This window comes from Rhodococcus jostii NBRC 16295, assembly GCF_001894825.1.
GTDB classification, from domain to species: domain Bacteria; phylum Actinomycetota; class Actinomycetes; order Mycobacteriales; family Mycobacteriaceae; genus Rhodococcus_F; species Rhodococcus_F jostii.
This window is the reverse complement of the sequence record NZ_BCWY01000005.1, coordinates 35,475-57,972: the sequence shown is the minus strand read 5'-3', so window position 1 is coordinate 57,972 and position 22,498 is coordinate 35,475. Positions and strand designations below refer to the sequence as shown.

General features: G+C 67.8%; 26 protein-coding genes and 3 tRNA genes. 18 read left to right on the top strand and 11 right to left on the bottom strand.

Going from position 1 to position 22,498, the window contains the following annotated elements:
* The first annotated feature begins 25 nt into the window (after window positions 1-25).
* Window positions 26-376: an SHOCT domain-containing protein gene (locus RJ1_RS05490; protein WP_073358960.1), complete on the top strand. Its 351-nt coding sequence runs from the start codon at window positions 26-28 to the stop codon at window positions 374-376.
* Window positions 377-398: 22 nt separating this feature from the next.
* On the opposite strand, the gene RJ1_RS05485 is transcribed toward RJ1_RS05490, so the two are convergent.
* The gene (locus RJ1_RS05485) at window positions 399-1,472 is read right to left on the bottom strand and encodes a D-2-hydroxyacid dehydrogenase (protein WP_073358959.1); all 1,074 of its coding nucleotides are present in this window, start codon (window positions 1,470-1,472) and stop codon (window positions 399-401) included.
* Between the two features lie 226 nt (window positions 1,473-1,698).
* Between RJ1_RS05485 and RJ1_RS05480 the strand changes: the two genes are divergently transcribed.
* Genes RJ1_RS05480 through RJ1_RS05470 form a run of 3 tightly spaced genes read left to right on the top strand, consistent with a single transcriptional unit; the run spans window position 1,699 to window position 4,597 of the window.
* Complete coding sequence (locus RJ1_RS05480) at window positions 1,699-3,096, top strand: MFS transporter (RefSeq protein ID WP_073358958.1); 1,398 nt, start codon at window positions 1,699-1,701, stop codon at window positions 3,094-3,096.
* The gene (locus RJ1_RS05475) at window positions 3,093-3,833 is read left to right on the top strand and encodes a fumarylacetoacetate hydrolase family protein (RefSeq protein ID WP_073358957.1); all 741 of its coding nucleotides are present in this window, start codon (window positions 3,093-3,095) and stop codon (window positions 3,831-3,833) included. The genes RJ1_RS05480 and RJ1_RS05475 overlap by 4 nt, the downstream gene beginning before the upstream one ends.
* Entirely contained in the window at window positions 3,830-4,597 is a 768-nt protein-coding gene (locus tag RJ1_RS05470; RefSeq protein ID WP_073358956.1) for an SDR family oxidoreductase, read from the top strand. Before RJ1_RS05475 ends, RJ1_RS05470 begins: the two co-directional genes overlap by 4 nt.
* 4 nt (window positions 4,598-4,601) lie before the next feature.
* Here RJ1_RS05470 and RJ1_RS05465 read toward each other — a convergent pair whose 3' ends face one another.
* Complete coding sequence (locus tag RJ1_RS05465; protein WP_073358955.1) at window positions 4,602-5,513, bottom strand: LysR family transcriptional regulator; 912 nt, start codon at window positions 5,511-5,513, stop codon at window positions 4,602-4,604.
* A gap of 101 nt (window positions 5,514-5,614) precedes the next feature.
* Here RJ1_RS05465 and RJ1_RS05460 point away from each other — a divergent pair, with 101 nt between their 5' ends.
* A complete protein-coding gene (locus tag RJ1_RS05460; RefSeq protein ID WP_073358954.1) occupies window positions 5,615-5,980 on the top strand; it encodes a YybH family protein in 366 nt (121 codons plus the stop codon).
* Between the two features lie 94 nt (window positions 5,981-6,074).
* On the top strand, window positions 6,075-6,548 hold the full coding sequence (locus RJ1_RS05455; protein WP_073358953.1) for a hypothetical protein: 474 nt from the start codon (window positions 6,075-6,077) through the stop codon (window positions 6,546-6,548).
* 15 nt (window positions 6,549-6,563) lie between these two features.
* Here the strand turns inward: RJ1_RS05455 and RJ1_RS05450 are convergent, their stop codons facing one another.
* Complete coding sequence (locus RJ1_RS05450) at window positions 6,564-6,923, bottom strand: Rv2640c family ArsR-like transcriptional regulator (protein WP_073358952.1); 360 nt, start codon at window positions 6,921-6,923, stop codon at window positions 6,564-6,566.
* 94 nt (window positions 6,924-7,017) lie between these two features.
* Here RJ1_RS05450 and RJ1_RS05445 point away from each other — a divergent pair, with 94 nt between their 5' ends.
* A complete protein-coding gene (locus RJ1_RS05445; protein WP_073358951.1) occupies window positions 7,018-7,491 on the top strand; it encodes an ArsI/CadI family heavy metal resistance metalloenzyme in 474 nt (157 codons plus the stop codon).
* Window positions 7,492-7,549: 58 nt separating this feature from the next.
* On the opposite strand, the gene RJ1_RS05440 is transcribed toward RJ1_RS05445, so the two are convergent.
* The 3 genes from RJ1_RS05440 to RJ1_RS05430 all read right to left on the bottom strand — a co-directional run bounded on the left by RJ1_RS05440 (window position 7,550) and on the right by RJ1_RS05430 (window position 8,587).
* Window positions 7,550-7,625: transfer RNA gene (locus tag RJ1_RS05440), tRNA-Arg, on the bottom strand.
* 45 nt (window positions 7,626-7,670) lie between these two features.
* Window positions 7,671-7,762 (bottom strand) — tRNA-Ser (locus RJ1_RS05435).
* A 99-nt stretch (window positions 7,763-7,861) separates the two neighbouring features.
* Window positions 7,862-8,587 carry a dienelactone hydrolase family protein gene (locus RJ1_RS05430; RefSeq protein WP_073358950.1) on the bottom strand — a complete coding sequence of 242 codons (726 nt, stop codon included), beginning with the start codon at window positions 8,585-8,587 and terminating at the stop codon, window positions 7,862-7,864.
* 61 nt (window positions 8,588-8,648) lie between these two features.
* Between RJ1_RS05430 and hisC the strand changes: the two genes are divergently transcribed.
* Together hisC and RJ1_RS05420 are read left to right on the top strand one after the other, a co-directional pair.
* The gene (gene hisC, locus RJ1_RS05425) at window positions 8,649-9,725 is read left to right on the top strand and encodes a histidinol-phosphate transaminase (RefSeq protein WP_073359120.1); all 1,077 of its coding nucleotides are present in this window, start codon (window positions 8,649-8,651) and stop codon (window positions 9,723-9,725) included.
* A gap of 89 nt (window positions 9,726-9,814) precedes the next feature.
* Window positions 9,815-11,521, top strand: coding sequence for a bifunctional metallophosphatase/5'-nucleotidase (locus tag RJ1_RS05420; RefSeq protein ID WP_073358949.1), 1,707 nt, complete (start codon window positions 9,815-9,817; stop codon window positions 11,519-11,521).
* Window positions 11,522-11,527: 6 nt separating this feature from the next.
* Here RJ1_RS05420 and RJ1_RS05415 read toward each other — a convergent pair whose 3' ends face one another.
* On the bottom strand, window positions 11,528-12,529 hold the full coding sequence (locus RJ1_RS05415; RefSeq protein ID WP_073358948.1) for an alpha/beta hydrolase: 1,002 nt from the start codon (window positions 12,527-12,529) through the stop codon (window positions 11,528-11,530).
* Window positions 12,530-12,675: 146 nt separating this feature from the next.
* On the bottom strand, window positions 12,676-13,308 hold the full coding sequence (locus RJ1_RS05410) for a maleylpyruvate isomerase family mycothiol-dependent enzyme (RefSeq protein WP_073358947.1): 633 nt from the start codon (window positions 13,306-13,308) through the stop codon (window positions 12,676-12,678).
* 94 nt (window positions 13,309-13,402) lie between these two features.
* On the opposite strand from RJ1_RS05410, the gene RJ1_RS49220 reads away from it, so the two are divergent.
* Genes RJ1_RS49220 through RJ1_RS05390 form a run of 4 tightly spaced genes read left to right on the top strand, consistent with a single transcriptional unit; the run spans window position 13,403 to window position 15,887 of the window.
* A complete protein-coding gene (locus tag RJ1_RS49220) occupies window positions 13,403-13,717 on the top strand; it encodes an ArsR/SmtB family transcription factor (protein WP_240319819.1) in 315 nt (104 codons plus the stop codon).
* A complete protein-coding gene (locus RJ1_RS05400; protein ID WP_073358945.1) occupies window positions 13,717-14,700 on the top strand; it encodes a TIGR03086 family metal-binding protein in 984 nt (327 codons plus the stop codon). The genes RJ1_RS49220 and RJ1_RS05400 overlap by 1 nt, the downstream gene beginning before the upstream one ends.
* A 22-nt stretch (window positions 14,701-14,722) precedes the next feature.
* Window positions 14,723-15,508 (top strand): VOC family protein, encoded by a 786-nt coding sequence (locus RJ1_RS05395; RefSeq protein WP_073358944.1) that lies wholly within the window; start codon window positions 14,723-14,725, stop codon window positions 15,506-15,508.
* Between the two features lie 16 nt (window positions 15,509-15,524).
* The gene (locus RJ1_RS05390; RefSeq protein WP_073358943.1) at window positions 15,525-15,887 is read left to right on the top strand and encodes a TfoX/Sxy family protein; all 363 of its coding nucleotides are present in this window, start codon (window positions 15,525-15,527) and stop codon (window positions 15,885-15,887) included.
* Window positions 15,888-15,934: 47 nt separating this feature from the next.
* Here RJ1_RS05390 and RJ1_RS05385 read toward each other — a convergent pair.
* Both RJ1_RS05385 and RJ1_RS05380 read right to left on the bottom strand, forming a co-directional pair.
* A tRNA-Ser gene (locus tag RJ1_RS05385) sits at window positions 15,935-16,022 on the bottom strand.
* Window positions 16,023-16,064: 42 nt separating this feature from the next.
* Window positions 16,065-16,547: a MarR family winged helix-turn-helix transcriptional regulator gene (locus RJ1_RS05380; protein WP_073358942.1), complete on the bottom strand. Its 483-nt coding sequence runs from the start codon at window positions 16,545-16,547 to the stop codon at window positions 16,065-16,067.
* 123 nt (window positions 16,548-16,670) lie between these two features.
* Here RJ1_RS05380 and RJ1_RS05375 point away from each other — a divergent pair, with 123 nt between their 5' ends.
* A complete protein-coding gene (locus RJ1_RS05375) occupies window positions 16,671-17,666 on the top strand; it encodes an NAD(P)H-quinone oxidoreductase (RefSeq protein WP_073359119.1) in 996 nt (331 codons plus the stop codon).
* Window positions 17,667-17,790: 124 nt separating this feature from the next.
* Here RJ1_RS05375 and RJ1_RS05370 read toward each other — a convergent pair whose 3' ends face one another.
* Window positions 17,791-18,993, bottom strand: coding sequence for a cysteine desulfurase-like protein (locus RJ1_RS05370; protein ID WP_012691164.1), 1,203 nt, complete (start codon window positions 18,991-18,993; stop codon window positions 17,791-17,793).
* A gap of 153 nt (window positions 18,994-19,146) precedes the next feature.
* Here RJ1_RS05370 and RJ1_RS05365 point away from each other — a divergent pair, with 153 nt between their 5' ends.
* From RJ1_RS05365 to glfT1, 4 genes are read left to right on the top strand one after another with little or no spacing between them, the layout of a single operon-like run.
* The gene (locus tag RJ1_RS05365) at window positions 19,147-19,731 is read left to right on the top strand and encodes a bacterial proteasome activator family protein (protein WP_073358941.1); all 585 of its coding nucleotides are present in this window, start codon (window positions 19,147-19,149) and stop codon (window positions 19,729-19,731) included.
* Between the two features lie 48 nt (window positions 19,732-19,779).
* A complete protein-coding gene (gene wzm / locus RJ1_RS05360; protein ID WP_073359118.1) occupies window positions 19,780-20,652 on the top strand; it encodes a galactan export ABC transporter permease subunit Wzm/RfbD in 873 nt (290 codons plus the stop codon).
* A gap of 13 nt (window positions 20,653-20,665) precedes the next feature.
* Complete coding sequence (gene wzt / locus RJ1_RS05355; protein ID WP_073358940.1) at window positions 20,666-21,562, top strand: galactan export ABC transporter ATP-binding subunit Wzt/RfbE; 897 nt, start codon at window positions 20,666-20,668, stop codon at window positions 21,560-21,562.
* A complete protein-coding gene (gene glfT1, locus RJ1_RS05350; RefSeq protein WP_007298361.1) occupies window positions 21,559-22,470 on the top strand; it encodes a galactofuranosyltransferase GlfT1 in 912 nt (303 codons plus the stop codon). Before wzt ends, glfT1 begins: the two co-directional genes overlap by 4 nt.
* The last annotated feature ends 28 nt before the right edge of the window (window positions 22,471-22,498 follow it).

Below are 22,498 nucleotides of genomic sequence, written 5' to 3'. Positions count from 1 at the left end.
TCACGCACAGAAACGGAGAAACGACATGGTTTTCAGGGGTCCACGCCGCATGGGACGTCCCGGACTGCTCGGCACGGTCGCCCGGACCGCGGTGATCACGGGCACCGCGCGGGCGACGTCCAACGCGATGAACCGTCGCGCCGCCAACAAACAGGCGGAGGAACAGGAGCGGATCGACCAGGCCGCCCAGCAGCAGTACGCGGAACAGCAGGCAGCGCAACAGCAGTACGCCCAGCAGGCCCCGCCGCCGCCACCCGCACCCGCTGGGGGCGACGACCTGGTGTCGCGGATCCAGGAACTTGCCCGCCTGAAGGACGCGGGGGTGCTCACGGACGACGAGTTCGCGGCGGCGAAGGCGAAGCTGCTCGAATCCTGAGGCGGTCGCCACCTCCGAATCCTCAGTAGAACTCGACGGTGTCGACCCTGTTGATCAGTGTCTCCCCGTCGAGGAAGCGGGTGGCGTTGCGCGCGAACAGTTCCGCGATCAGTCGATCCTCCGCCGGGTTCAGCGCTGCGGTGTGCGGGCTGACCAGCACGTTGGGGTGAGTCCACAGCGGGCTGTCCGACGCCAGCGGCTCCGAGGCGAACACGTCCAGGGCGGCGAACCCGACCCGCCCGTCCTCGATCGCCGCGGTCATGGCGGTCTCGTCGACGACGGTTCCCCGGCCCACGCTCACCACCGTCACCCCGGGTTTGACGGCGCCGAACACCTTTGCGCTGACGAGTCCTTCGGTCGCACTGGTTCCGGGCAGCGTCACGACGATGCCGTCGGCGTCCCCGACCACGTCGGCCAGCCGATCGGGGTGCACGATCTCGTCGACTCCCTCGACCGCGGTGTCACGCCGGCTCGTTCCGACGACGGTGGCGCCGAGCGCCTTCAGCTTCAGCGCCGTCGCGCGGCCGATGCTGCCCAGCCCGACGATCACGATGCGCTGCCCGGACACGGTGCCCATGGCCCACCGCCCGCTCCACACCTTGTCGCGCTGCTGCGCGAGTAGGCGCGGGAGCGACTTGGCGCCGGCCAGCAGTCCGAAGACCGCGAACTCGGCCAGCGGTTCCGCGTGCACGCCGGCGGACGTGCTGAACGCGATGCGCGCGAGTTGCTCGTCGGTGAGGCCGGCCGCTTTCACCTGGGCGCCGCCGCCCGCGGGCATCGTGTGCACCCACCGGAGTCCGGGGTTGACGCGCGCGGTCCGCGTCAGCGCCGCGGGCTTCTCGTCCGGGACGCCGTACAGGGCTTGCGCCGAATCGACCAGGTCCTCGAACGCCTTCTGCTGCTCGGCGCCCCGGGTGAACGCCGGATCGCCGGCGTGATCACCCGGAAACCGGGAGGGCGGCAGCAGATCCTGATCGCGGATGAAGTCGATGCGCGGTTCCGCCCGGGTGACGAGACTGATGAGCTCCTCGCTCACGGGGGTCGCGGCGACTACGCGGAGTCGCCCGTCGAGTGGCTTCGGGTCGTGTGCGCTCACTGCAGATTCCTCCGGTACGGGCCGATGCTGACCATATGTTCAGAACAAAAACTGTGCACTAATCATGTGATTCAGTCAACACTTGCAGTTATGTATGACAAATAGCTCGATCCGCTGTATCGTCCTCCGCATGCAAGTGACCTGGGTCACTACACCGACCTGTTTGTGACCGCGCTCGACGTGGTCCCGTCCCACAACGGAGCAGAAGATGTCCCCTGAATCGAAGATGCCAGTAGGAAGCAGCGTGCCCGTGCGAGCCTCGGACGACCCGGACTACGCCGCCAACCTCAAACGCGCGACGCTCGCCAGTTCCATCGGCAGCGCGCTCGAGTACTACGACTTCGCCCTGTACGGCCTGGCGTCGGCGCTGATCTTCGGCCAGCTGTTCTTCCCCGCGATGGGTGCGTCGGCCGCCCTGATGGCCAGTTTCGGCACCTACGCTGTCGGGTTCCTCGCCCGGCCCGTCGGCGGCATCTTCTTCGGCGCCCTCGGTGACCGGCTCGGACGCAAGGCAGTCCTGATGATCACCATCGCCATCATGGGCGGCGCGAGCACCCTGATCGGTGTCCTGCCCACCGGCGCACAGGTCGGCATCTGGGCCCCCATCATGCTGGTCGCGCTGCGACTGCTGCAGGGATTCGGCGCCGGCGCCGAGCAGGCCGGAGCCACCACCCTGATGGCCGAGTACTCCCCCACCGCGCGACGCGGATTCTTCTCCGCCCTCCCGTTCGTCGGGATCATGGTCGGCACCCTCATGGCGTCCGGCGTCTTCGCGATCCTCGGCCAGATCGATCGCGAACTCCTCCTCGCCTGGGTGTGGCGGGTGCCGTTCCTGGCCTCCATCTTCCTGATCGCGGTCGCCGTGTTCATCCGGCTCCGCATGCAGGAGAGCCCCACGTTCATCAAGCTGGAGAAGCAGGATCAGATCAGCGAGAGCCCGTTCCGGGAACTGATCGGCAGCTCGATGCCCAGCGTGCTCCGCGGCATCGGACTGCGGATGGCCGAGAACGGTGGCTCGTACATCTTCCAGACCCTCGGCATCAGCTACGTCACGACGGTGGTGGGCGTCAGCAAGTCGATCGGACCGCTCGCCATCGCGTGCGGCGCCGCCATCGGCATGCTGGTCATCCCGTTCTCCGGTGCGCTGTCGGACCGCTTCGGCCGGATGCGGGTGTACCGGTTCGGCGCGGCGCTGCAACTCGTCCTCGCCGTCCCGTCGTGGTGGCTGCTGTCCCTCGGCAACCCCTATCTCGTCGTGGCGACCCTCGCCGTCAGCTACGGGATCGGCGTCAACGTGATGCTCGGCGCGCAGTGCGCGGCCCTGCCCGAGCTGTTCGGAAATCGCCACCGCTACATCGGCGTGGCGGTCGCCCGGGAAACGAGCGCCATCCTCGCCGGCGGCATCGCCCCGTTCGTCGGCGCGCTGCTGCTGTCGCTGCTGAACAACTCGTGGGTGCCGCTCGCGATCTACGTTCTGGTGCTCAGCATCATCTCGTTCGCCACCACGTTCGTGACACCCGAAACTCGTGGCCGCGACCTCGGTCTCGCGTGGGATGCGATGGCCGATCCGGTCCACGGACCGGATCCGGTTGCCGCCGAATCGAAGGATCGGGTCGACGCATGAGGCTGGCCCGCATCGCCACCGCCGCCGGACCGCGGCCGGTGTGCCTGCACGACGGACGCTGGCACGAGGTGGCGGATCCATTCGCGGACACCCCGGCGTTCACCGGACCCGCACACGACCCCGGCACCGTGCAGCTGCTCGCGCCCGCCGAACCGCGGGTCGTGCTCGGGATGGCGCACAACGGCGCCCCCGGGGATCGCGAACTCCCGCCGCAGGCATTCATGAAGTCGCCGCGCACGGTGGTCGGCCCCGACCACCCGATCGTCGTCGACGAAGGGCTGGGGCAGGTCAACGTGGAGGGTGAACTGGCCGTCGTCATCCGCCGCACCTGCCGCCGGCTGCGGCCGGAGGACGTGCCGTCCGCGATCCTGGGCTACACGATCGGCAACGACGTCACCGCGGTCGAGCAGATAGCGTTGGACGACAAGCTCACCCAGGCGAAACACGGCGACGGTTTCACACCGCTGGGGCCGTGGATCGAGACGGATCTCGATCCCGGGGACGTTCCGATCGCGGTGCGCGTCGACGGCGTGACCGTGGCCGAGGCGTCCACCCGGCAACTCGCCTGGAACGTCACCGAGCAACTGGTGCATCTCACCCGGTATCTGACGCTGGGGCCGGGAGATGTCGTGCTCACAGGGTGTCCGTTCACGTTCGCCCCGGTCGAACCCGGCGACCGCGCCGAGATCACGCTCGACGGAATCGGCACCCTGAGCAACCCGGTGCGTGCGCTGTGAGCCTGTTCGACCTGTCCGGTCGCATCGCCCTGGTCACCGGTTCGAGTAGGGGAATCGGCTACGCACTCGCGCGGGGCCTGGCCGACGCGGGCGCCACGATCGTGCTCAACGGGGTCTCACAAAGCCGTCTCGCACAGGCGCGTGCACAACTCCGCGAGGAGTTCGGCGACACGAGGGTCCACGCGTACGCCTTCGACGTCACGGATGCCGAGCGGGTGGACGACTCGGTCGCGCGGATCGAGTCGGAGGTCGGGCCGATCGAGATCCTGGTGAACAACGCTGCGCTGCAACACCGTCAGCCGCTGCTCGACGTCACCGTCGAGGACTGGAAGCGGGTGATCGACACCGACCTCACCAGCGCCTTCCTCGTCGGACGTGCGGTGGCACGGTTCCAGATCGGGCGCGGGAGCGGGAAGATCGTCAACGTCTGTTCGGTGCAGAGCGACCTGGCCCGGCCCACGATTGCGCCGTACACCACCGCGAAGGGCGGATTGCGGAATCTGACCCGCGCGATGACGGCGGAGTGGGCGGCGTCCGGACTGCAGATCAACGGGCTCGCCCCCGGCTACATCCACACCGGGGTGACTCAGGCCCTCGTCGACGACGCCCAGTTCGACTCCTGGCTCCGCGGCCGGGCACCCGCCGGGCGGTGGGGCACACCGGACGATCTCGTGGGTCCCGCCGTCTGGCTGGCGTCGGACGCCTCCCGGTACGTCAACGGTCAGGTCATCTTCGTCGACGGCGGCATGACCGCGGTGGTGTGAGGATTCAGCTGCCGATCGCGGCAACCTGTCCGGTCGGCAGCTCACCGAAGGAGCGGCGAGTGTGCAGGACGAGCTCGCGGAGCGCGGGGCCTCCGACCTTCTTCCAGACCAGCGCGAGCACGGCCGGGATGTCGACGTCGTCGAGGGCGACCGCCGTCAACCGGTCCTGGTAGTCGGTCGCCATCGACTCGCTGAGGATCGCGACCCCCAGCCCGCGGATCGCGAGATCGGCGACGGCGTCCGGGGCACTGGCCTGCAGGGCGATGTCGGGCCGGAGCCCGACGGCCGCACAGGCCTGATCGAAGACCGTCCGGATGCCCGTTCCGGTGGGCATACAGACGATCGGATGGTCGCCGAGCTCGGCGAGAGTGACGCGTGCACGCCCCGCCAGCGGGTGACCGGGCGGCACCGCCGCGACCAGCCCCTCGCTGATGATCGGGAAGGCGTCCAGCCCGTCCGGTGGGGCGGACGGGGTTCCGACGAGAGCCAGGTCGATCGCGCCGGAGCGGACGCGTTCGACCAGCCGGTCGGAGCTGTCCTCGGTCAGCGTGATCTCGATTGCCGGGTGCGCGAGATGGAACGCGGACAGGGCGTCGAACAGGGGTTTCACGGTGCAGGCCGTGACCATGCCGACGACGAGCCGCCCCCGGACCAGCTGGTTCACGTCGTCCACGGCCTGTTCCACGGCTCTCGCCGAGGCGAGGGCAGCGCGGGCATGGACGAGCGCCGCCTCCCCCGCGGCCGTCAGCGTGGCCGTCCGGCTCGAGCGGTCGATGAGGGTGGCGCCGAGGTCGTGCTCGAGCTGGCGGATCTGCGCACTGATCCCCGACTGACTGATGTGGACGCGTTCCGCGGCGCGGGTGAAGTTCGCTTCCTCGGCCACCGCCACGAAGTACTCGAGCTGCCTGAGTTCCATAACTGAAGATTCTAGTATTCAGCACAACTATCTGTTGGACTTCCGGTTCTGGCGGCAGCATCCTGGGAAGTGACCACAGTTCACCCACGAGAGGATGCGCAATGACCGAGCACGAGAAGGCGCTGAAGCCCGAAGACCTCACCCGCCTGTTCGTCGAGCGGAGCAACGCGGGCGACGCCGCCGGGGTCGCGGCGCTGTACGAGGAGAACGCCGTCATGGCCTATCCGCCCGGCAGCCGGACGGTCGGGCGGGAGGCCATTCGGAAACTGTGGGAATCGGTGCTCGCGAACGCGCCGCACTTCGAACTCGAAACGCCCCTTCCCACGCTGATCAGTGACGACATCGCCCTCACGTCCACCCCGCCCAAGGATGGATCCGGCGCGCGGGCGCAAGTCGTCCGCAGGCAACCGGACGGAACCTGGCTCCGCCTCCTCGACCAACCGGAGTTCGTCCCACCCACCAGCTGAGGTCGCGGCGACGCAGTTCTCGCCGTCCACTACACGGCATGAACTGCGTTGTCCACCATTGCATCTGCATTCGGATCGGTGGGACCATAGGGGCATGCGCAGACCGCGTTGGCCGGCAGTAGCGCCACCCACCACCGGGGGACATCGGGTGCACGGCCCACTGCTCCTCACGACCGAGGAGCACCTCACGCTCGAGCTCTTCGAGGTCGTGGCGTTCCCGGACGGCCTCCACCTCCGAATGGCCCTGACTGCGACGGGCAGGCCCGCGGAGCTGGCGCAGTACGAAACACGGTCGCTGTCCGATCCCGACGATCCCTCGACCCGGTGGTCCTATCTGTCCGTGCGCGCACGCGTCGACGACATCGAGGGTGAGGCAGACCCCTACCATCCGACCTCGGCGTCGAAGGCGTGCCGGAGCGGGCCGCCGGAGTACCGCACCGAGCCGCATTATTGGCTGGACGCGATACCCGCCTCGGGGTTCATCGCGGTCACCGCGGGCTGGCCACGAATCGGTCTCGGTTCGACAACCACGACGATCGGTCTCGAATCGAGCACACGAACGTCGTAATCATCCCGGCCTGCGTCAGGTGCAGCAGTGGGGGTCGAGGACGACCCGCAGCGCGTCGAGGGCCTCGGATCGCGCGCTGTAGAAGACGTTCATCCCGCGGCGAACGGACTGAACCATTCCCGCCTTCTTGAGCTGACCGAGATGGTGGCTGACCGTCGATTCGGACAGGCCCACGCCGGTCGCGAGATCGCACGTGCACACCTCGCCCTCGCTCGCGGTCAACAGGATCGACATCAGCTTGATCCGGACCGGGTCGGCCAGGGCCTTGAGACGGAGAGCGAGGTGCAGGGCCGCGTCGTCGGTCATCGGGGCGGCCGAGACGGGTGCGCAGCAGATCGGCGCGGACACATCTACCACCGGCAACGTCTTGGGCATGAATCCATCCTCCCACCTTCTTGACATATGTCAAAAAGGTGGGACGCTGTGGTTACACAGTAATTCGACATATGTCACACAGGTGGAGGTTGTCATGTCCCGCGCCCAACTCGCCCTCAACGTCGACGATCTGGAGGAAGCAGTCACGTTCTACTCGAAACTGTTCGATACACAACCCGCGAAGCTGAAGCCGGGATATGCGAACTTCGCCATCGCACAGCCGCCCCTCAAACTGGTGCTGCTGGAGAACCCCGGCCAGGGCGGCACCGTCAACCATCTCGGCGTCGAGGTCGAGTCCAGCGCCGAGGTGCATTCCGAGATCGCCCGGCTGACCGGGGAGGGCCTCTTCACCGACGAGGAGATCGGCACCACCTGTTGCTTCGCGACCCAGGACAAGGTGTGGGTCACCGGTCCCGCCGGCGAGAAGTGGGAGGTCTACACCGTGCTCGCCGACTCCGAGACGTTCGGGTCGAGCCCGCAGCACCCGGGCGCCGACGCCGAGGAAGGCACCTGCTGCGGCACCGCTGCGGACGGGGAGAAGGCCTCCGCGGCCAAGTCCTGCTGCTAGATCGCACGACAAAGAAAAATCCCCGCCACCTGCATCACTGCAGTTGACGGGGATTTTTTGGTGCGCCCGAAGGGATTCGAACCCCTAACCTCTTGATCCGTAGTCAAGTGCTCTATCCGTTGAGCTACGGGCGCATGTTCTTCAGTTGTCTAGCTTGCACCGGCCGACTAGGCCCGGTGTGGCGGAGGCGAGAGGATTTGAACCTCCGGTCCCTCGTAAAAGGGACAACTCATTAGCAGTGAGTCCCATTCGGCCGCTCTGGCACGCCTCCCTGGGGTGGTTCCGATCCCTTCGGACCGCCGGTGCGAAAGATTACACACCTTTCCACCACAAAGGCAAAACGGCTGGTCACAGCGTATGGATGGCCGCTTTATCGCAGGTGGCTGTCGAACCAGTCGAAGATCCGCCGCTGCGCGTCGACGATGGCCTGGGCCCCCGGGTCGTCGTCGCGGCCGTCGGGCACCTGCGGCGGTTCGTCGGCCCGGTGCGCGAGCCCGGCATAACTCACGACGAGCCCCGCGACGTCGGACTTGGCGGTGGCGTCGCGCAGCATCTCGACCTGATCGGGCGGCGTGGACGGATCGTCCTCCCCGTACAGACCGAGCCACGGGGCCTTCAGGTCGGGGGCCGCATGCACCAGCGCGGGCGCATCCTCCGACAACGGCTCGACGATCCCGCGGGCGGCGACGCTCACGGCGGCACCGACGGGACGCGTGGTCGCGACCAGCAGCGCGGCGGTCCCGGCGTCGTCGAAACCCAGCACCCCCACGCAGTCGGCGTAGATGCCCCGCGCGATCAGCCAGTCGAAGGTGGCGTCGAAGTCGGCGAACAGCGAGTCGCCGAACACCTCGACCTCGCTGGGTGCCGGTTCCCGGTGGAAGAGGTGCGGCGCGACCGTCACCCACCCCTCCATCGCGAGCGAGCGCATCAGATCGAGGAGAGGTTCGCTGAAGGTTCGTGACTCGTGCAGAACCACGATCCCGCCCCGCGCCGGACCGTCCGGTTCCACCGCGGTGAGCGGAACACGCCGCTGAGGGCCTTCCGGCGTGTCTCCGGACGTCCGCAGGGCTGCACTGTCCCTGAAGAATCCCGACATGTCCCTACCTTGGCACGAAGGGGGCGTCGGCGCAGAGGATCGGGAGGCGCATAATCGCGTGGTGACTCCGCGAACCAGGGCAGACCTCGACACGATCCCGGCCTACATCCCCGGCAAGAATTTTCCGGGCGCGATCAAGCTGGCGAGCAACGAGACCACGCTGGGCCCGTTGCCGAGCGTGCGGGACGCCATCTCCGACGCCGTCGGTAACGCCAACCGCTACCCGGACAACGGTCACATCGCCCTGATCACGGCGCTCGCCGATCACCTCGGAGTTGCCACCGAGAACATCGCCGCGGGCTGCGGGTCGGTCAGCCTGTGCCAGGAATTGGTGCAGGCCACGTGCAACGACGGCGACGAGGTCATCTTCGCGTGGCGGTCGTTCGAGGCGTACCCCGTGGTCACGCAGGTGGCCGGGGCCACGCCGGTCAAGGTTCCGCTGACCGCGGACCACGGGCACGACCTCGACGCGATGCTGGCCGCGGTCACCGACCGCACCCGGCTGATCTTCGTCTGCAACCCGAACAACCCCACCGGCAACGCCCTGACGAAGGCCGAACTCGAGCGTTTCCTCGACGCCGTTCCCGCCCACGTCCTGGTCGCCCTGGACGAGGCCTACTTCGAATACAACCGGTCCGACGCCGACGGCATCGAACTGTTCCGCGGACGCCCCAACGTGGTGGTTCTGCGCACGTTCTCCAAGGCCTACGGCCTCGCGGGCATCCGTGTGGGGTACGCGGTCGCCGATCCCGCGGTCGTCACCGCGCTGGGCAAGGTGCACATCGCGTTCGCGGTCAATGCCGTCGCGCAGGCCGCCGCCATCGCGTCGCTGGCCGCGTCCGCCGAACTGCTGGCACGCACCGACGGCGTCATCGCCGAGCGGAACCGGGTCCGTGACGGCCTTCTCGCTGCCGGCTACGAGGTACCCGAATCGGCCGCCAACTTCGTCTACCTCCCGCTGGGCACCCACTCCGGCGCGTTCGCGGCGGCAAGCGCCGAGGCAGGTGTGCTGCTGCGACCGTACGGCGACGACGGGGTGCGGATCACCATCGGCGACCCCGAGGAGAACGACGCGTTCCTCGCCTTCGCCACGAGTGCCGAGGCGCGGTCGATCGCGAACGTCGCGGTCCGGGCGTAACGCTCGAGACGTAAACGTTACCCACGGGTATAACGCCCGTGACTCCTTCTTGGCAGACTCAGTGAGGTTTTGCCGAAGGGAGCCCCCACATGCGTCGCCGCGCCGCGCTCCGCACCGCTGCACTGGCGGCCGGGCTGTCGACGGCGCTGGCGGTGTCGCTGACGTCTGGGCTGTCCGCGGCGCAGGCGCAGGACGCGACCGTGTCGCTCCGGCTGCTCGCGTTCAACGACCTCCACGGCAGCCTCGAACCCCCACCCGGCGTCCGCAGTCAGGTGAAGCACGCCGACGGTTCGCTGGTCCCGGCGGGCGGCGCCGCCTATCTGGCCGCGTACGTCGACCAACTGCGCGGTCAAGCGACGCATTCGCTGCTGTACTCGGTGGGTGACAACTGGGGGTCGTCGGCGCTCGAATCCGCGATGTTCCACGACGAACCGACCGTGCAACTACTCAACCGGATGGGCGTCGACGCGTCCGCGATCGGCAATCACGAACTCGACGAGGGATATACGGAGTTCCGGCGGATGCAGACCGGCGGCTGCCATCCCGTCGACGGTTGCCGGTTCGGGGACACGTTCGAGGGCGCCCGCTTCCCGCTCCTCGCCTCGAACATGGAGTTCGAGAACGGCGCGCCGGCGACGCTGCCCTTCACCGTCAACTACGTCGAGGGAATCCCCGTCGGGGTGATCGCGACCATGCCCGCCGACACCGCACGGATGGTGACCCCCGAGGGCGTCGGAGGGCTGCGGTTCACGGACGAACTCGCGGCGGTCGACCGGACGGCGGACCTCCTCGACTTCTTCGGGGTGCGGGCCATCGCGCTGCTGATGCACAAGGGCGCCGAGCCCGTCGCCGACAACGGTCCCAACTCGTGCGAGGTGACGTCCGGACCGGCACGCGACCTCGCCCTGCGGGCGTCCCCGAAGGTCGACGTCATCTTCACCGCCGACAGCCACCAGCAGTACAACTGCTCGTTCCCCGACCCGATGGGGAACCCGCGGGTGATGATGCAGGGCGCGTCGCACGGCCGGATCATCTCGGTCGTCGACGTGTCGATCGACCGCACCACCCGCGACATCCTGCGCGATCGCGCGTCCTCGTTCAATCAGGTGGTCACCCACGACATCCCGTCCGACCCCGACGTCCAGGCGCTCGCCGACAGCGCCGCGCGCCAGGCCTCCGAGGTCGGCGAGGCACGCGTGGCGTCGCTGACGGGCGACCTCACCCGCGACGAGACCGGCAGCGGCGAATCCACCCTCGGAAACGTGGTCGCCGACGCCCAGCTGGCGGCCGGATCCGGGCACGGCGCCCAGGTGGCACTCACCAACCCCGGCGGGCTCCGCGAAGACCTGCTGCGGGGCACCGGCGGCACCGTAACCTACGGGCAGGCCTACGCCGCTCAACCCTTCGGCAACACCCTCGAGGTCCTGACGGTCACCGGTGCGGCGCTGAAGACCGCCTTGGAGCAGCAGTTCCAGCCGCGCGGCGACGGCACGATCACGGAGCGGATCCTCGCCCCGTCGAGTTCGCTGACGTACACCATGAATCGCTCGGCGATTGTCGGCGACCGCATCTCGAACCTGCGGGTGAACGGCGACACGGTCACCCCCGACGGCACCTACCGGGTGGCGGTCAACAAGTTCCTCGCCGACGGCGGCGACGGGTTCGACGCCTTCCGCACCCGCAGCGAGGCGGTGCACGCCGGCTGCGACCTCGACGCCTTCACGGCGTACCTGGGGGCGAAGTCACCGGTGACGCCGCCGAACACCGACCGGATCGCGGTGCTCGGCGGACAGTGAGTCCGGTCAGACGCCGAGTGCGCTCTGCAGGACGGGCCACGACGTGCGCAGCTCGTCCTGCCAGTACGGCCACGAATGCGTGCCGAAGTTCCGGTAGGTGAACGTCGCCGGGATCGCGAGCTGCGTCAGGCGCTGCTGGAACGTCTGCGTGCAGAGGTTCGCCGCCGCCTCGAGAGGACCACCCACCGCGATCGTCGACGCGATGTCTCCCCCGATCTCGTACGGTCCGGGGAGCCCGTTGCCCGTGGAAATGTAGATCTGCTTGCCGCGCAACGCTTCGGCATTCACCGACGGATCGTGAGCGGTCCACGCCGGATCGGTGTCGGGACCCCACATGTTGGCCGGGTTTCCGCCCTTGAAGGCCACCGTGCCGCGGACCGAGTCCCGCGAGCTGGGGTTCGAGTTGTCGAGGCATCCGCTGTAGGCGGCCAGTCCGCGGTAGAGCTGCGGGTGCCGGGTGACGAGGTTGGCGGCGCCCATCGCACCCATCGACACACCCGCGACGGCGTTGACGCCGTTACCGCTGAAGTTCCGGTCGATGATCGGCGGCAGTTCGTCGGCCAGGAACGTCTCCCACTTGTTGATCCCCAGCGTGGGGTCGGGATGCAGCCAGTCGGTGTAGTAGCTGGCGGTGCCTCCCACCGGGAGCACCACGTTGACCTTCTTGTCGGCGAAGAACTGCACGACGTCCGTCTTCTGCGTCCAGGTGCTTTCGCGGAAGTCCGACTCGGCCCCGGCGCTGACCCCGTCCAGCAGATACAGCGACGGCCTCGACCCACCCCCGGCGGGATGCAGGACCTGCACTTGCACGACGCGGCCCATGGCGGGGGAATTGATGAAGACGGCACTACGGGTGTCGGTGAGCGGGACGATCTTGTCGACGGTGGCGACCCCACTGCTCTGAGGTGCGACCGGAGCAGGCGCCGGGTCGGCGACAGCAGTGAACGCCGGCCCCAGAAGGGTCAGTGACACTGCCAGACCGACAGCAGCCATTGCTTCGCGACGCATAAAGAAATCCCTCTTCCCCGGACTGTGTGGACCCCGATTGCACAGTACAAAATGCGTCCGGTCAACAAGAGCTTAGAGGTTTTGTGACAGCTGTGTGCGCCAGCCCGATCACGTTGTAGTCACCGCTGGTTCGCTGTCCGATTGCTCTACTTCGGCAGGGCAGACTCCAACTGGGACTTGCCGTCGCCGCTGAGTTCGCCGAGGGCGGCACGGCGACCCGTCATCGCCAGCACGAGCGCCAGCATCGGACCGGACACCTCCGGCCCCGATCCGGTGGTCCAGTCGGTGTCGGTGGCTCGCAGCGTCAGCCCCGCGACCCGGGACTTCGATCCGATGAGCAGGTTCGAATTCTTGTAGAAGTCGGCGACGCGGACGACGGCGTCCATCGGATAGTCGTGCGCGATTCCGAGCGGGCGGCGGATGTCCTCGCCGTGGACGATCATCTCGCCCAGCATGGCGTCGATGGGGCCGGGCGGATGCGTGGAGTCACTCATGTGCGCCCGGAATTCGTCGAGCGCCTCGGCCGGCGTTCCTTCCTCTTCGTGTGCGATGTCCTTCTCGAACATGGTGTTGATGCGGAATCCCGATCCGACGAGTTTTCCGACGAACTTCGGCGGCGTCATCTTCTCCGTCGCCGTCATGTGCGCGAACACGTCCCGCACCGTCCAGCGCTCGCAGAGCGACGGCATCGACCACTGTTCTTCGGTCAGCGGTTCGAGGTCGTCCACCAGGGCGCGGCGTTCGTCGTGAATCGTGGGCCAGGGGCTTGACGTTGTCATTTTTCACTCCCTCGTCGCTTCGAATTCTCCCACCTCACGGCCTCGTGGGCGAGACCCATTGCACAACGTGTTAGTCACGACTAACGTATTGGTCGTGCTCGATCAGTTGGAAGTCGCAGCTGAGCCCACCCGGAGACGCATCATGCAACTGCTGACATCTGGTGAACAGACCGTCAACAACCTCGCCGCACACTTCCCCGCGAGCCGGTCGGCGATATCGCAACATCTCAGGGTGCTCACCGAGGCGGGACTGGTCACTGCGCGCAAGGACGGACGCTTCAGGTACTACCGGCTCGACCCGCAGGGACTCGCGCAACTGCGCACGTTGTTCGACTCCTTCTGGATCGACGAACTCGACCGGCTCGTCGCGGACGCCACAGACGAAGCAGGATCCAAAGGAGACAGCTGATGCCATTCGACAAAACCGTCGTCGTCCCGCTGGACCCGGACGCCGCGTTCGACCTCGTCACCAGACCGGAGCGATTGCGGCGGTGGCAGACCGTCGCGGCCCGCGTCGATCTGCAGGCGGGTGGCGAGTACCGGTGGACCGTCGTTCCGGGTCACTCCGCGGCCGGCACGTTCCGTGAGGTCGTTCCCGGCAAGCGGGTGGTGTACACGTGGGGATGGGAAGGCGACGACGAACTCCCGCCGGGCACGTCCACCGTGACGGTGACACTCACCCCCACCACCGGCGGAACCGAGGTGCGCCTCGTGCACGACGGGCTCGACGACGAGCAGGCCGCCCGCCACGCGGAGGGCTGGAACCACTACCTGGATCGCCTCGTCCTCGCCGCACAGAACAGTGACGCCGGCCCCGACGACTGGGCGGCCGCACCCGACCCTCTCGACGAACTGTCCAGTGCCGAAGCTTCTTTGGCAGTCGTGCAACGAGTCCTCCGCGGCTTCACGGCAGAGGACATGTCCAAGCAGACAGCGTGCACCGAGTTCACCGTCTCGCAGCTCGCCGATCACCTCGCCGGTTCGATCACGTCCCTCGGTGGCGCGGCCGGAGCGGAGTTCGACGACGACCCCACCAAGCCCGTCGAGACGCGAATCGCCGACCTCGCCCAACCGGCACTGGAGGCATGGCGCGGTCGCGGCCTGGACGGCACGGTGACGCTCGGGCCGAACCCATTCCCCGCGACCCTTGCCGTGGGCATCCTCTCGATCGAATTCCTGGTCCACGCCTGGGATTTCGCGGCAGCGACCGGAGGAGATGCGGCCGTGCCCGAGCCACTCGCCGAATACGTGCTGACGTTGGCGCACAAGATCATCTCACCCGAGGGCAGGAAGGCCGTCGGATTCGACGATCCCGTTCCCGCCCCGCACACCAGCGATGCGGTGACCCGGCTCATCGCCTACACCGGCCGCCACCCCGTCCCGGCGGCCTGACACCACAACGGAAAGGATCGTCATGCCCACCAAATCGGAATACGCCCAGGGAACACCGAACTGGGTCGACCTCCAAACCAGCGATCAGGCCGCCGCGAAGAAGTTTTATTCGGAACTGCTCGGCTGGGAGTACGACGACCGGCCGATGCCCGAAGGCCCCGTCTACTCGATGGCCACCGTGCGCGGCGAGAACGTGGCCGCCATCGCACCACTGCAACCCGATGCGGCCGCGGCGGGGGCGAATTGGAACACCTACATCGCGGTCGACGACGTCGACGCGACCGTCGCGAAAGTCCCCGACGCCGGGGGCCAGGTTCTGATGCCGGCGTTCGACGTGGGGGAAGCCGGCCGCATGTCCTTCGTCACCGACCCCACCGGGGCAGCCGTCGGGCTGTGGCAGGCGAACAAGCACATCGGAGCCACCCTCGTCGGCGACCCCGGCGCCTGTCTCTGGACCGAACTGAACACCGGCGACGTCGACACGGCGGTTGCGTTCTACACCAGCGTCTTCGGGATCACGACGTCGCAGATGTCCATGGGTCCGGAGTACACCTACACGCTGTTCGAGGTGGGCGGAGAGCAGGTCTGTGGATGCGGACAGCCGATGACGGCCGGCACCCCGAATCACTGGCGCGTCTACTTCGCGGTCGAGGACGTCGACGCGAGTGCCGCAAAGGTCGTCGAACTCGGCGGCACGATCGTCGAAGAGGCGATGGACATCCCCACCGTCGGCCGGATGGCCGGTGTCACCGACCCGCAGGGCGCACTCTTCAGCATCATGACCCCCGAGGAACGTCAGGAACAGTAGCCACCGAGGAGTTCCCATGCAGATGCCGAAACCGTCAGAGGAGGACAAGCAGTTCTTCCGGTCGCTGATCCCCGACACACCCGGCGTCGAGGTGAAACCGATGTTCGGCAACCTGGGCGCCTTCGTGAACGGCAACATGTTCGCCGGGCTCCTCGGGCCGAGCGTCGGGGTCCGTCTCCTCACCGAGCATGCGAAGGACGAACTGGCGTCGGCCGACGGCGCCGGCCCGTTCGGTCCGGGAGAGAAGCCGATGCGCGAATACCTGGCCCTGCCGGACCAGTGGCGTGACACCCCGGACCTCGCCACACCGTGGATCGAACGCGCGCTCGCCGAGATCGCCGAACTTCCACCGAAGCGGCCGAAGGCCCGGAAGAAATAGGAAACAGCCCTGGCCTGGTGCGATACCAGGCCAGGACTGCTGCCCGCTGGCGGAAGCGGAGGGATTTGAACCCCCGGTCGCTTTCACGACGCTCGCTTTCAAGGCGAGTGCATTCGGCCGCTCTGCCACGCTTCCGTGGGCGATCTTATCGGTACGGACGCGTCGGCGGGCAACCGGTCAGCGGTCGCCGATGGCCTTGTCGACGCGTTCGAACACCTCGGCGAGAACCTTCAGCTGCGACTTGGTGAGCAGATCGACGAGGTTGCTGCGCACCCCGGCGACATGAGTGGGCGCCGCCGCGGCCAACCGGGCGCGGCCTTCGTCGGTGATGACGGCGAGAACTCCGCGGCCGTCCTCGAGGCAGGTGTCGCGGGTGACCATGCCCTGCGCTTCCATCCGCCGGATCTGGTGGGTGAGGCGGCTTCGGGAGGAGAGGACGCCGTCCGCGAGATCGCTCATGCGTAACGAACCGTCCGGAGACTCGGACAGCAGTACCAGAATCCGGTAGTCCGCCAGGGAGAGATCGTGTTTGTCCTGCAGATCCCGGTTGAGGACGTCCATCAGCCGCTGATTGCCGTCCATGTAACCACGCCAGGCGCGCATCTCGGCCGGCGTCAACCAGTTGGTCGCCGCTTCGGCGTCGGAGGTTTCTGCTGTCACAGGTTCACACTCTAGTATTCCGACATTACTTTCCAGTAGCCTGCCGTTCCCCGCATCGGCGAGCGTGTAGCGATGATCGGTCACTGCCTCCGGGCGCCGACGCATTTCGCTAGCGTCGTCCTCATGTATGCGATCACGATCGACCAGCCGGGCGGCCCCGAAGTCATGAAGTGGGCGGAGCAGCCGGACCCGGAACTCCCACCCGGACACGTCCTCGTCGACGTGGCCGCGACGGCCGTCAACCGCGCCGACCTGCTGCAGCGTCAGGGGTTCTACCCGCCGCCGCCCGGGGCCAGCGACATCCTCGGGCTCGAATGTTCCGGCACCGTCGCCGAACTCGGCGAGGGAGTGTCGGGGTGGTCCGTCGGCGATCAGGTGTGCGCGCTGCTGTCCGGCGGTGGCTACGCGGAACGTGTCGCCGTTCCCGCGACCCAGCTTCTCCCGTTACCCGAGGGCGTGGACCTGCTCGTCGCCGCGTCACTGCCGGAGGTCGCGTGCACGGTGTGGTCGAACGTCGTGATGGGCGCCGGACTGTCCCGCGGCGACGTGCTGCTGGTGCACGGCGGTGGCGGCGGCATCGGCACCCACGCCATCCAGGTGGGCGTCGCGCTGGGTGCGCGCGTCGCCGTCACGGCAGGGTCCGACGAGAAGCTGGCGCGCTGCCGCGAACTCGGCGCCGACATCCTCGTCAACTACCGCGAAGCCGACTTCGTCGACGAGATCCGCAAGGCCACCGACGGCCACGGCGCCGACGTGATCCTCGACAACATGGGCGGCTCGTACCTCGACCGCAACGTGGACGTGCTCGCCGCCGACGGCCGGCTCGTCGTCATCGGCATGCAGGGCGGCCGCAAGGGCGAACTCGATCTGGGCAAGCTGCTGGGCAAACGCGGCCACGTGACGGCCGCCGGTCTGCGGGGACGCGCCGAGACGGGACGCGAGGGCAAGGCCGACATCGTCGCCGACGTCCACAAGCGGCTGTGGCCGCTCATCGCGGAGGGCGCGGTGCACCCCATCGTGTCGGCCGAACTGCCCATCACCGAGGCCCCGCGCGCGCACGAATTGCTCGATTCGGCGGACACCGTCGGCAAGGTGATCCTCACGATCCCGCGGAACTGACACTCGTCGTCCGCCTCTCACTCACCGCCCGATGTGACATTGGTCCCGTTCAACGGAACGAATGTCACATTGGGCGCGGCGCGGCGGGTGATCGGCGGGTCGGCAGGTGCGGCGCGGGTTGGGCTCAGCCCAGGGTCGCGAGTTCGTTCACCAGCTGGTCGATCTCGTAGCGGGTGGTGTACGGCGCGAGGCCGATGGTGACGGCCCCGCCCTCGTCGTTGACGCCGAGCGCGTCGAGCAGGCGAGAACCGCCGTGGACGCCGCTGACGGTGGCGATGCGCTTGTCGGCGAGGTGCGACGCGACCTTGTCGGCCGAGACTCCGGCGACGGTGAAGCTGAGCGTCGGAACCCGGCTGGGTGACCGCCCGATGACCATGACCTGCGGTAGCCGCTTCAGCGACGACATGAGGTGGTCGAACAGGGTGTCCTGGTAGTTCTGCAGCGAGCTGATGGACGCCTCGAGCTTCTCGCGGCGGGATCCGGTGGCCGACTCGTCGAGGTTCGCGAGGAAGTCGATGGACGTGGTGAGGCCGGCGAGGAGCGCGAACTGGTGCACCCCGACCTCGAGACGTTCGACACCCCGCGCGTACGGGTTGAGCGACACGGCGGGGATGCGGTCGAGGAGGCTGGGGTCGCGGAAGACGAGCGCCCCGACCTGCGGTCCGCCCCAGGAGGTGGCGCCGACGGCGACGACGTCGGCTCCGAGTTCGTTGATGTCGACGTGTGCGTAGGGGGCGGCACCGATCGCGTCGACGACCATCAGTCCACCGACTTCGTGGACGCGGTCCGAGGCGACGCGGACGTCGGGCGCCGAGCCGACGATGGGGGAGGCGGCGGTGAGGGCGACGAGGCGCGTGGTGGTGGTGATGAGGTCCTGGAACTGCCAGCTGGGGAGTTCGCAGGTCTCGATCTCGACTTCCGCCCACCGCACCTGGGCGCCGTACCGGCTGGCGACGCGAAGCCAGGGGGCGACGTTCGCTTCCTCGTCGAGCCGGGACAGCACCAGCCCGGTTCCGAGGCCGAGGCGTGTGCTCAGCGACTCGGCGAGCCAGGCGAGGAGAACGGATCGGTCGGGGCCGAGGACGACCCCCGCGGGGTCGCCTCCGACCAGGTCGGCGACGGCTGCTCGGGCCGCATCGAGTACCGCCGCACTGCGCCGGCTGGACACATGTCGCCCGGTCGACGAAGAGGCAGAGGCCCGGAAGGCTGTCGAGACAGTGCGTGACACCGCATCCGGAATCTGCATGCCGGCCTGCGGATCGAGATGGATCCAACCGTCGCCGAGTGAGGGGATGAGTCCCCGAACGCGGGCAACGTCGTAAGCCATGCCCGACACTCTAGGACCCCAAGTCAATACGGTCGAAGCCAGCCATCGTTTGTTGCGAAGCGCAACAATATTCTCGAGCACCCCAAATTATCGGAAAGCACTCAAATGGGACGCACCTTCGCGCCGCCGAGCAGGAACAGCCAAGATGGAGGCATGACGAACTCGGAGAATGAACACGTCGTCGTGATCGGCCCCGACGGTCAGCCCATGGCCATCCCCGTCGCCGAGGCCGCGAGCAAGCCCGAGGGCGCCGACGCCGCCGCGGACGCGAACGGGAACGGCGCGGAGTCGGTGGCCGACATGGTGGAGCAGCCGGCCAAGGTCATGCGCATCGGCACGATGATCAAGCAGCTCCTCGAGGAAGTGCGCGCGGCACCGCTCGACGATGCCAGCCGCAACCGGTTGAAGGAGATCCACAAGTCGTCGATCCACGAGCTCGAGCAGGGCCTCGCCCCCGAACTGCGCGACGAGCTCGAACGCCTCACCCTGCCCTTCACCGACGACACCGTCCCCACCGACGCCGAACTCCGCATCGCGCAGGCGCAGCTGGTGGGGTGGCTCGAAGGACTGTTCCACGGCATCCAGACGGCCCTGTTCGCCCAGCAGATGGCGGCCCGCTCCCAGCTCGAGCAGATGCGTCAGGGGGCACTGCCTCCGGGCATCAGCATGGGCAACCCGCACGGGGCGCACAATCACGATCCCGGGTCGCAGTCGAGCGGTACCGGCCAGTACCTGTAGCAACGGGCGAAACAGCATGGAACTCGACTCCCGGTAGGCTCGGTGCCCGTGTCAGCATCCGCTATCGAAACCGAGGCCGCAGGCGGCCCGCTCCCGGCGTCCGATTCGCAGACCTTCCGTCGCGCGTTCAAGGACCTCAGGGACGGCTTCGCTCAGCGCGAGCTGTGGCTGAGCCTCGGCTGGCAGGACATCAAGCAGCGTTACCGCCGGTCGGTGATCGGTCCGTTCTGGATCACGATCGCGACCGGCGTGCAGGCCGCGGCGATGGGCATCCTGTACTCCGCCCTGCTGGACATCCCGCTGGACGAGTTCCTGCCGTACGTCACCGTGGGTCTGATCGTCTGGAACCTGATCAGTGCGAGCATCCTCGAGGGGTCCGAGGTGTTCATCGCCAACGAGGGGCTGATCAAACAGTTGCCCTCGGCGCTGAGCGTCCACGTGTACCGGCTGGTGTGGCGGCAACTGCTGCTGTTCGCCCACAACCTCGTGATCTACGTCGTCATGCTCTTCGCGTTCGGGGTGTGGCGGCACCTGACCTGGTTGTCGCTGGCCGCGATCCCGGCGATCGCGCTGATCGTCGTCAACGCGGCGTGGGTGTCGATCATGTTCGGCATCTTCTCCACCCGCTACCGGGACATCGCGCCGATCCTCGGCAGCATGACGCTGCTGCTGTTCGTGCTGACCCCGATCATGTGGACCACGCAGAGCCTCGAGGCGCAGGGCGGTCAGGCCGCGGAGCGCGTCAAGCTCGCCGAGCTGAACCCGCTGTTCCACTACCTCGACATCGTGCGCGCGCCCATGATCGGGCAGGACCAGCAGGCCTACCACTGGTACATCGTCCTGGCCATCACCGTCGTGGGGTGGACCGCCGCCATCCTCGCGCTTCGCAAGTACCGGGCCCGCGTGCCCTACTGGGTTTAGGGGTCTGAAGTACATGACAGAGCATGTGAGTATCGAGACGCGGGACGCCTGCGTCGACTTCCCGATCTTCGACGCCAAGTCCCGTTCGCTGAAGAAGGCGTTCCTCGGCAAGGCCGGCGGTTCGATCGGGCGCAACAACTCGGACGTCGTGGTGGTCGAGGCCCTGCGCGACATCAATCTGTCGCTGAAGGAAGGCGACCGGATCGGTCTGGTCGGCCACAACGGCGCGGGCAAGTCGACGCTGCTGCGGTTGCTGTCCGGCATCTACGAGCCCACCCGCGGCAGCGCGAGCATCCGCGGCCGCGTGGCCCCCGTCTTCGACCTCGGTGTCGGCATGGACCCCGAGATCTCCGGTTACGAGAACATCATCATCCGCGGACTGTTCCTGGGGCAGACCCGCAAGCAGATGCTCGCGAAGATGGACGAGATCGCCGAGTTCACCGAGCTGGGCGAGTACCTGTCGATGCCGCTGCGCACGTATTCCACCGGCATGCGGGTGCGCGTCGCGATGGGGGTCGTCACCAGCATCGACCCGGAGATCCTGCTGCTCGACGAAGGTATCGGCGCCGTCGACGCCGAGTTCATGAAGAAGGCGCGGGTGCGTCTGCAGGCTCTCGTGGAACGGTCCGGCATCCTGGTGTTCGCCAGCCACTCCAACGAGTTCCTCGCCCAGCTCTGCGACAGGGCCATGTGGATCGACCACGGCCGGATCCGGCAGCAGGGCGGCATCGAGGACGTTGTCCGCGCGTACGAGGGTGACGACGCCGCCGACCACGTCCGGCACGTCATCTACGAGATGGACCGGGAGAAGTCCGGGCTCGGCAAGCCGGCCGAACGGGACGCCCGTAGCGTCGGATCGAACGATCGTCCCGTTCGCACCGCAGCGGAGGCCGAGGCGGAGTCCGCGTGAGCGCTGCTGCCGAGCGGATCGTCGGCGTCGTCGTCACCCACAAGCGCCGCGAACTGCTGGCCGAATCGCTGAAGGTTCTCGGCTCCCAGACGCGTCCGCTGGACCATCTGGTGGTCGTGGACAACGCCGCCGAGGACGACGTGCGCGAACTCGTCGAATCGTCCGGGATTCCCGTCAGCTACCTCGGTTCGCAGCACAATCTGGGCGGAGCGGGCGGCTTCGCTCTCGGAATCCTGTACGCGCTCTCGCTCGGCGCCGACTGGGTGTGGCTGGCCGACGACGACGGCCGCCCCGAGGGACCGAAGGTCCTCGAGACGCTGCTCGACTGCGCGCAGCGGCACGGCCTGGCGGAGGTCTCCCCCGTGGTCTGCGACATCGACGACCCCGACCGTCTCGCGTTCCCGCTGCGCCGCGGCGTGGAGTGGCGACGGCTGCGGTCCGAACTGTTCGCCGACGGCGACGATTCGGCCGACCTGCTCCCGGGTATCGCGTCGCTGTTCAACGGCGCCCTGTTCCGCGCGTCGGCGATCGACACGGTCGGCGTTCCCGACCTGCGCCTGTTCGTCCGCGGTGACGAGGTGGAGGTGCATCGCCGGCTGGTGCGGTCGGGGCTGCCGTTCGGCACCTGCCTGCAGACGGCGTACGTGCACCCGAACGGCGCGGAGGAGTTCAAGCCGATCCTCGGTGGCCGGATGCACACGCAGTACCCGGACAACGAGACGAAACGCTTCTTCACCTACCGCAACCGCGGGTATCTGCTGTCCCAGCCGGGCATGCGGAAGCTGCTGCCGCAGGAATGGGTGCGGTTCGGGTGGTATTTCCTCGTCACCAGGCGTGATCCGCAGGGTCTGCGGGAGTGGATGCGGTTGCGCAAGCTGGGCCGTCAGGAACGGTTCGAGCGCCCGTAATTCGGTTGCACCCGGGTTCCGCCCGGTG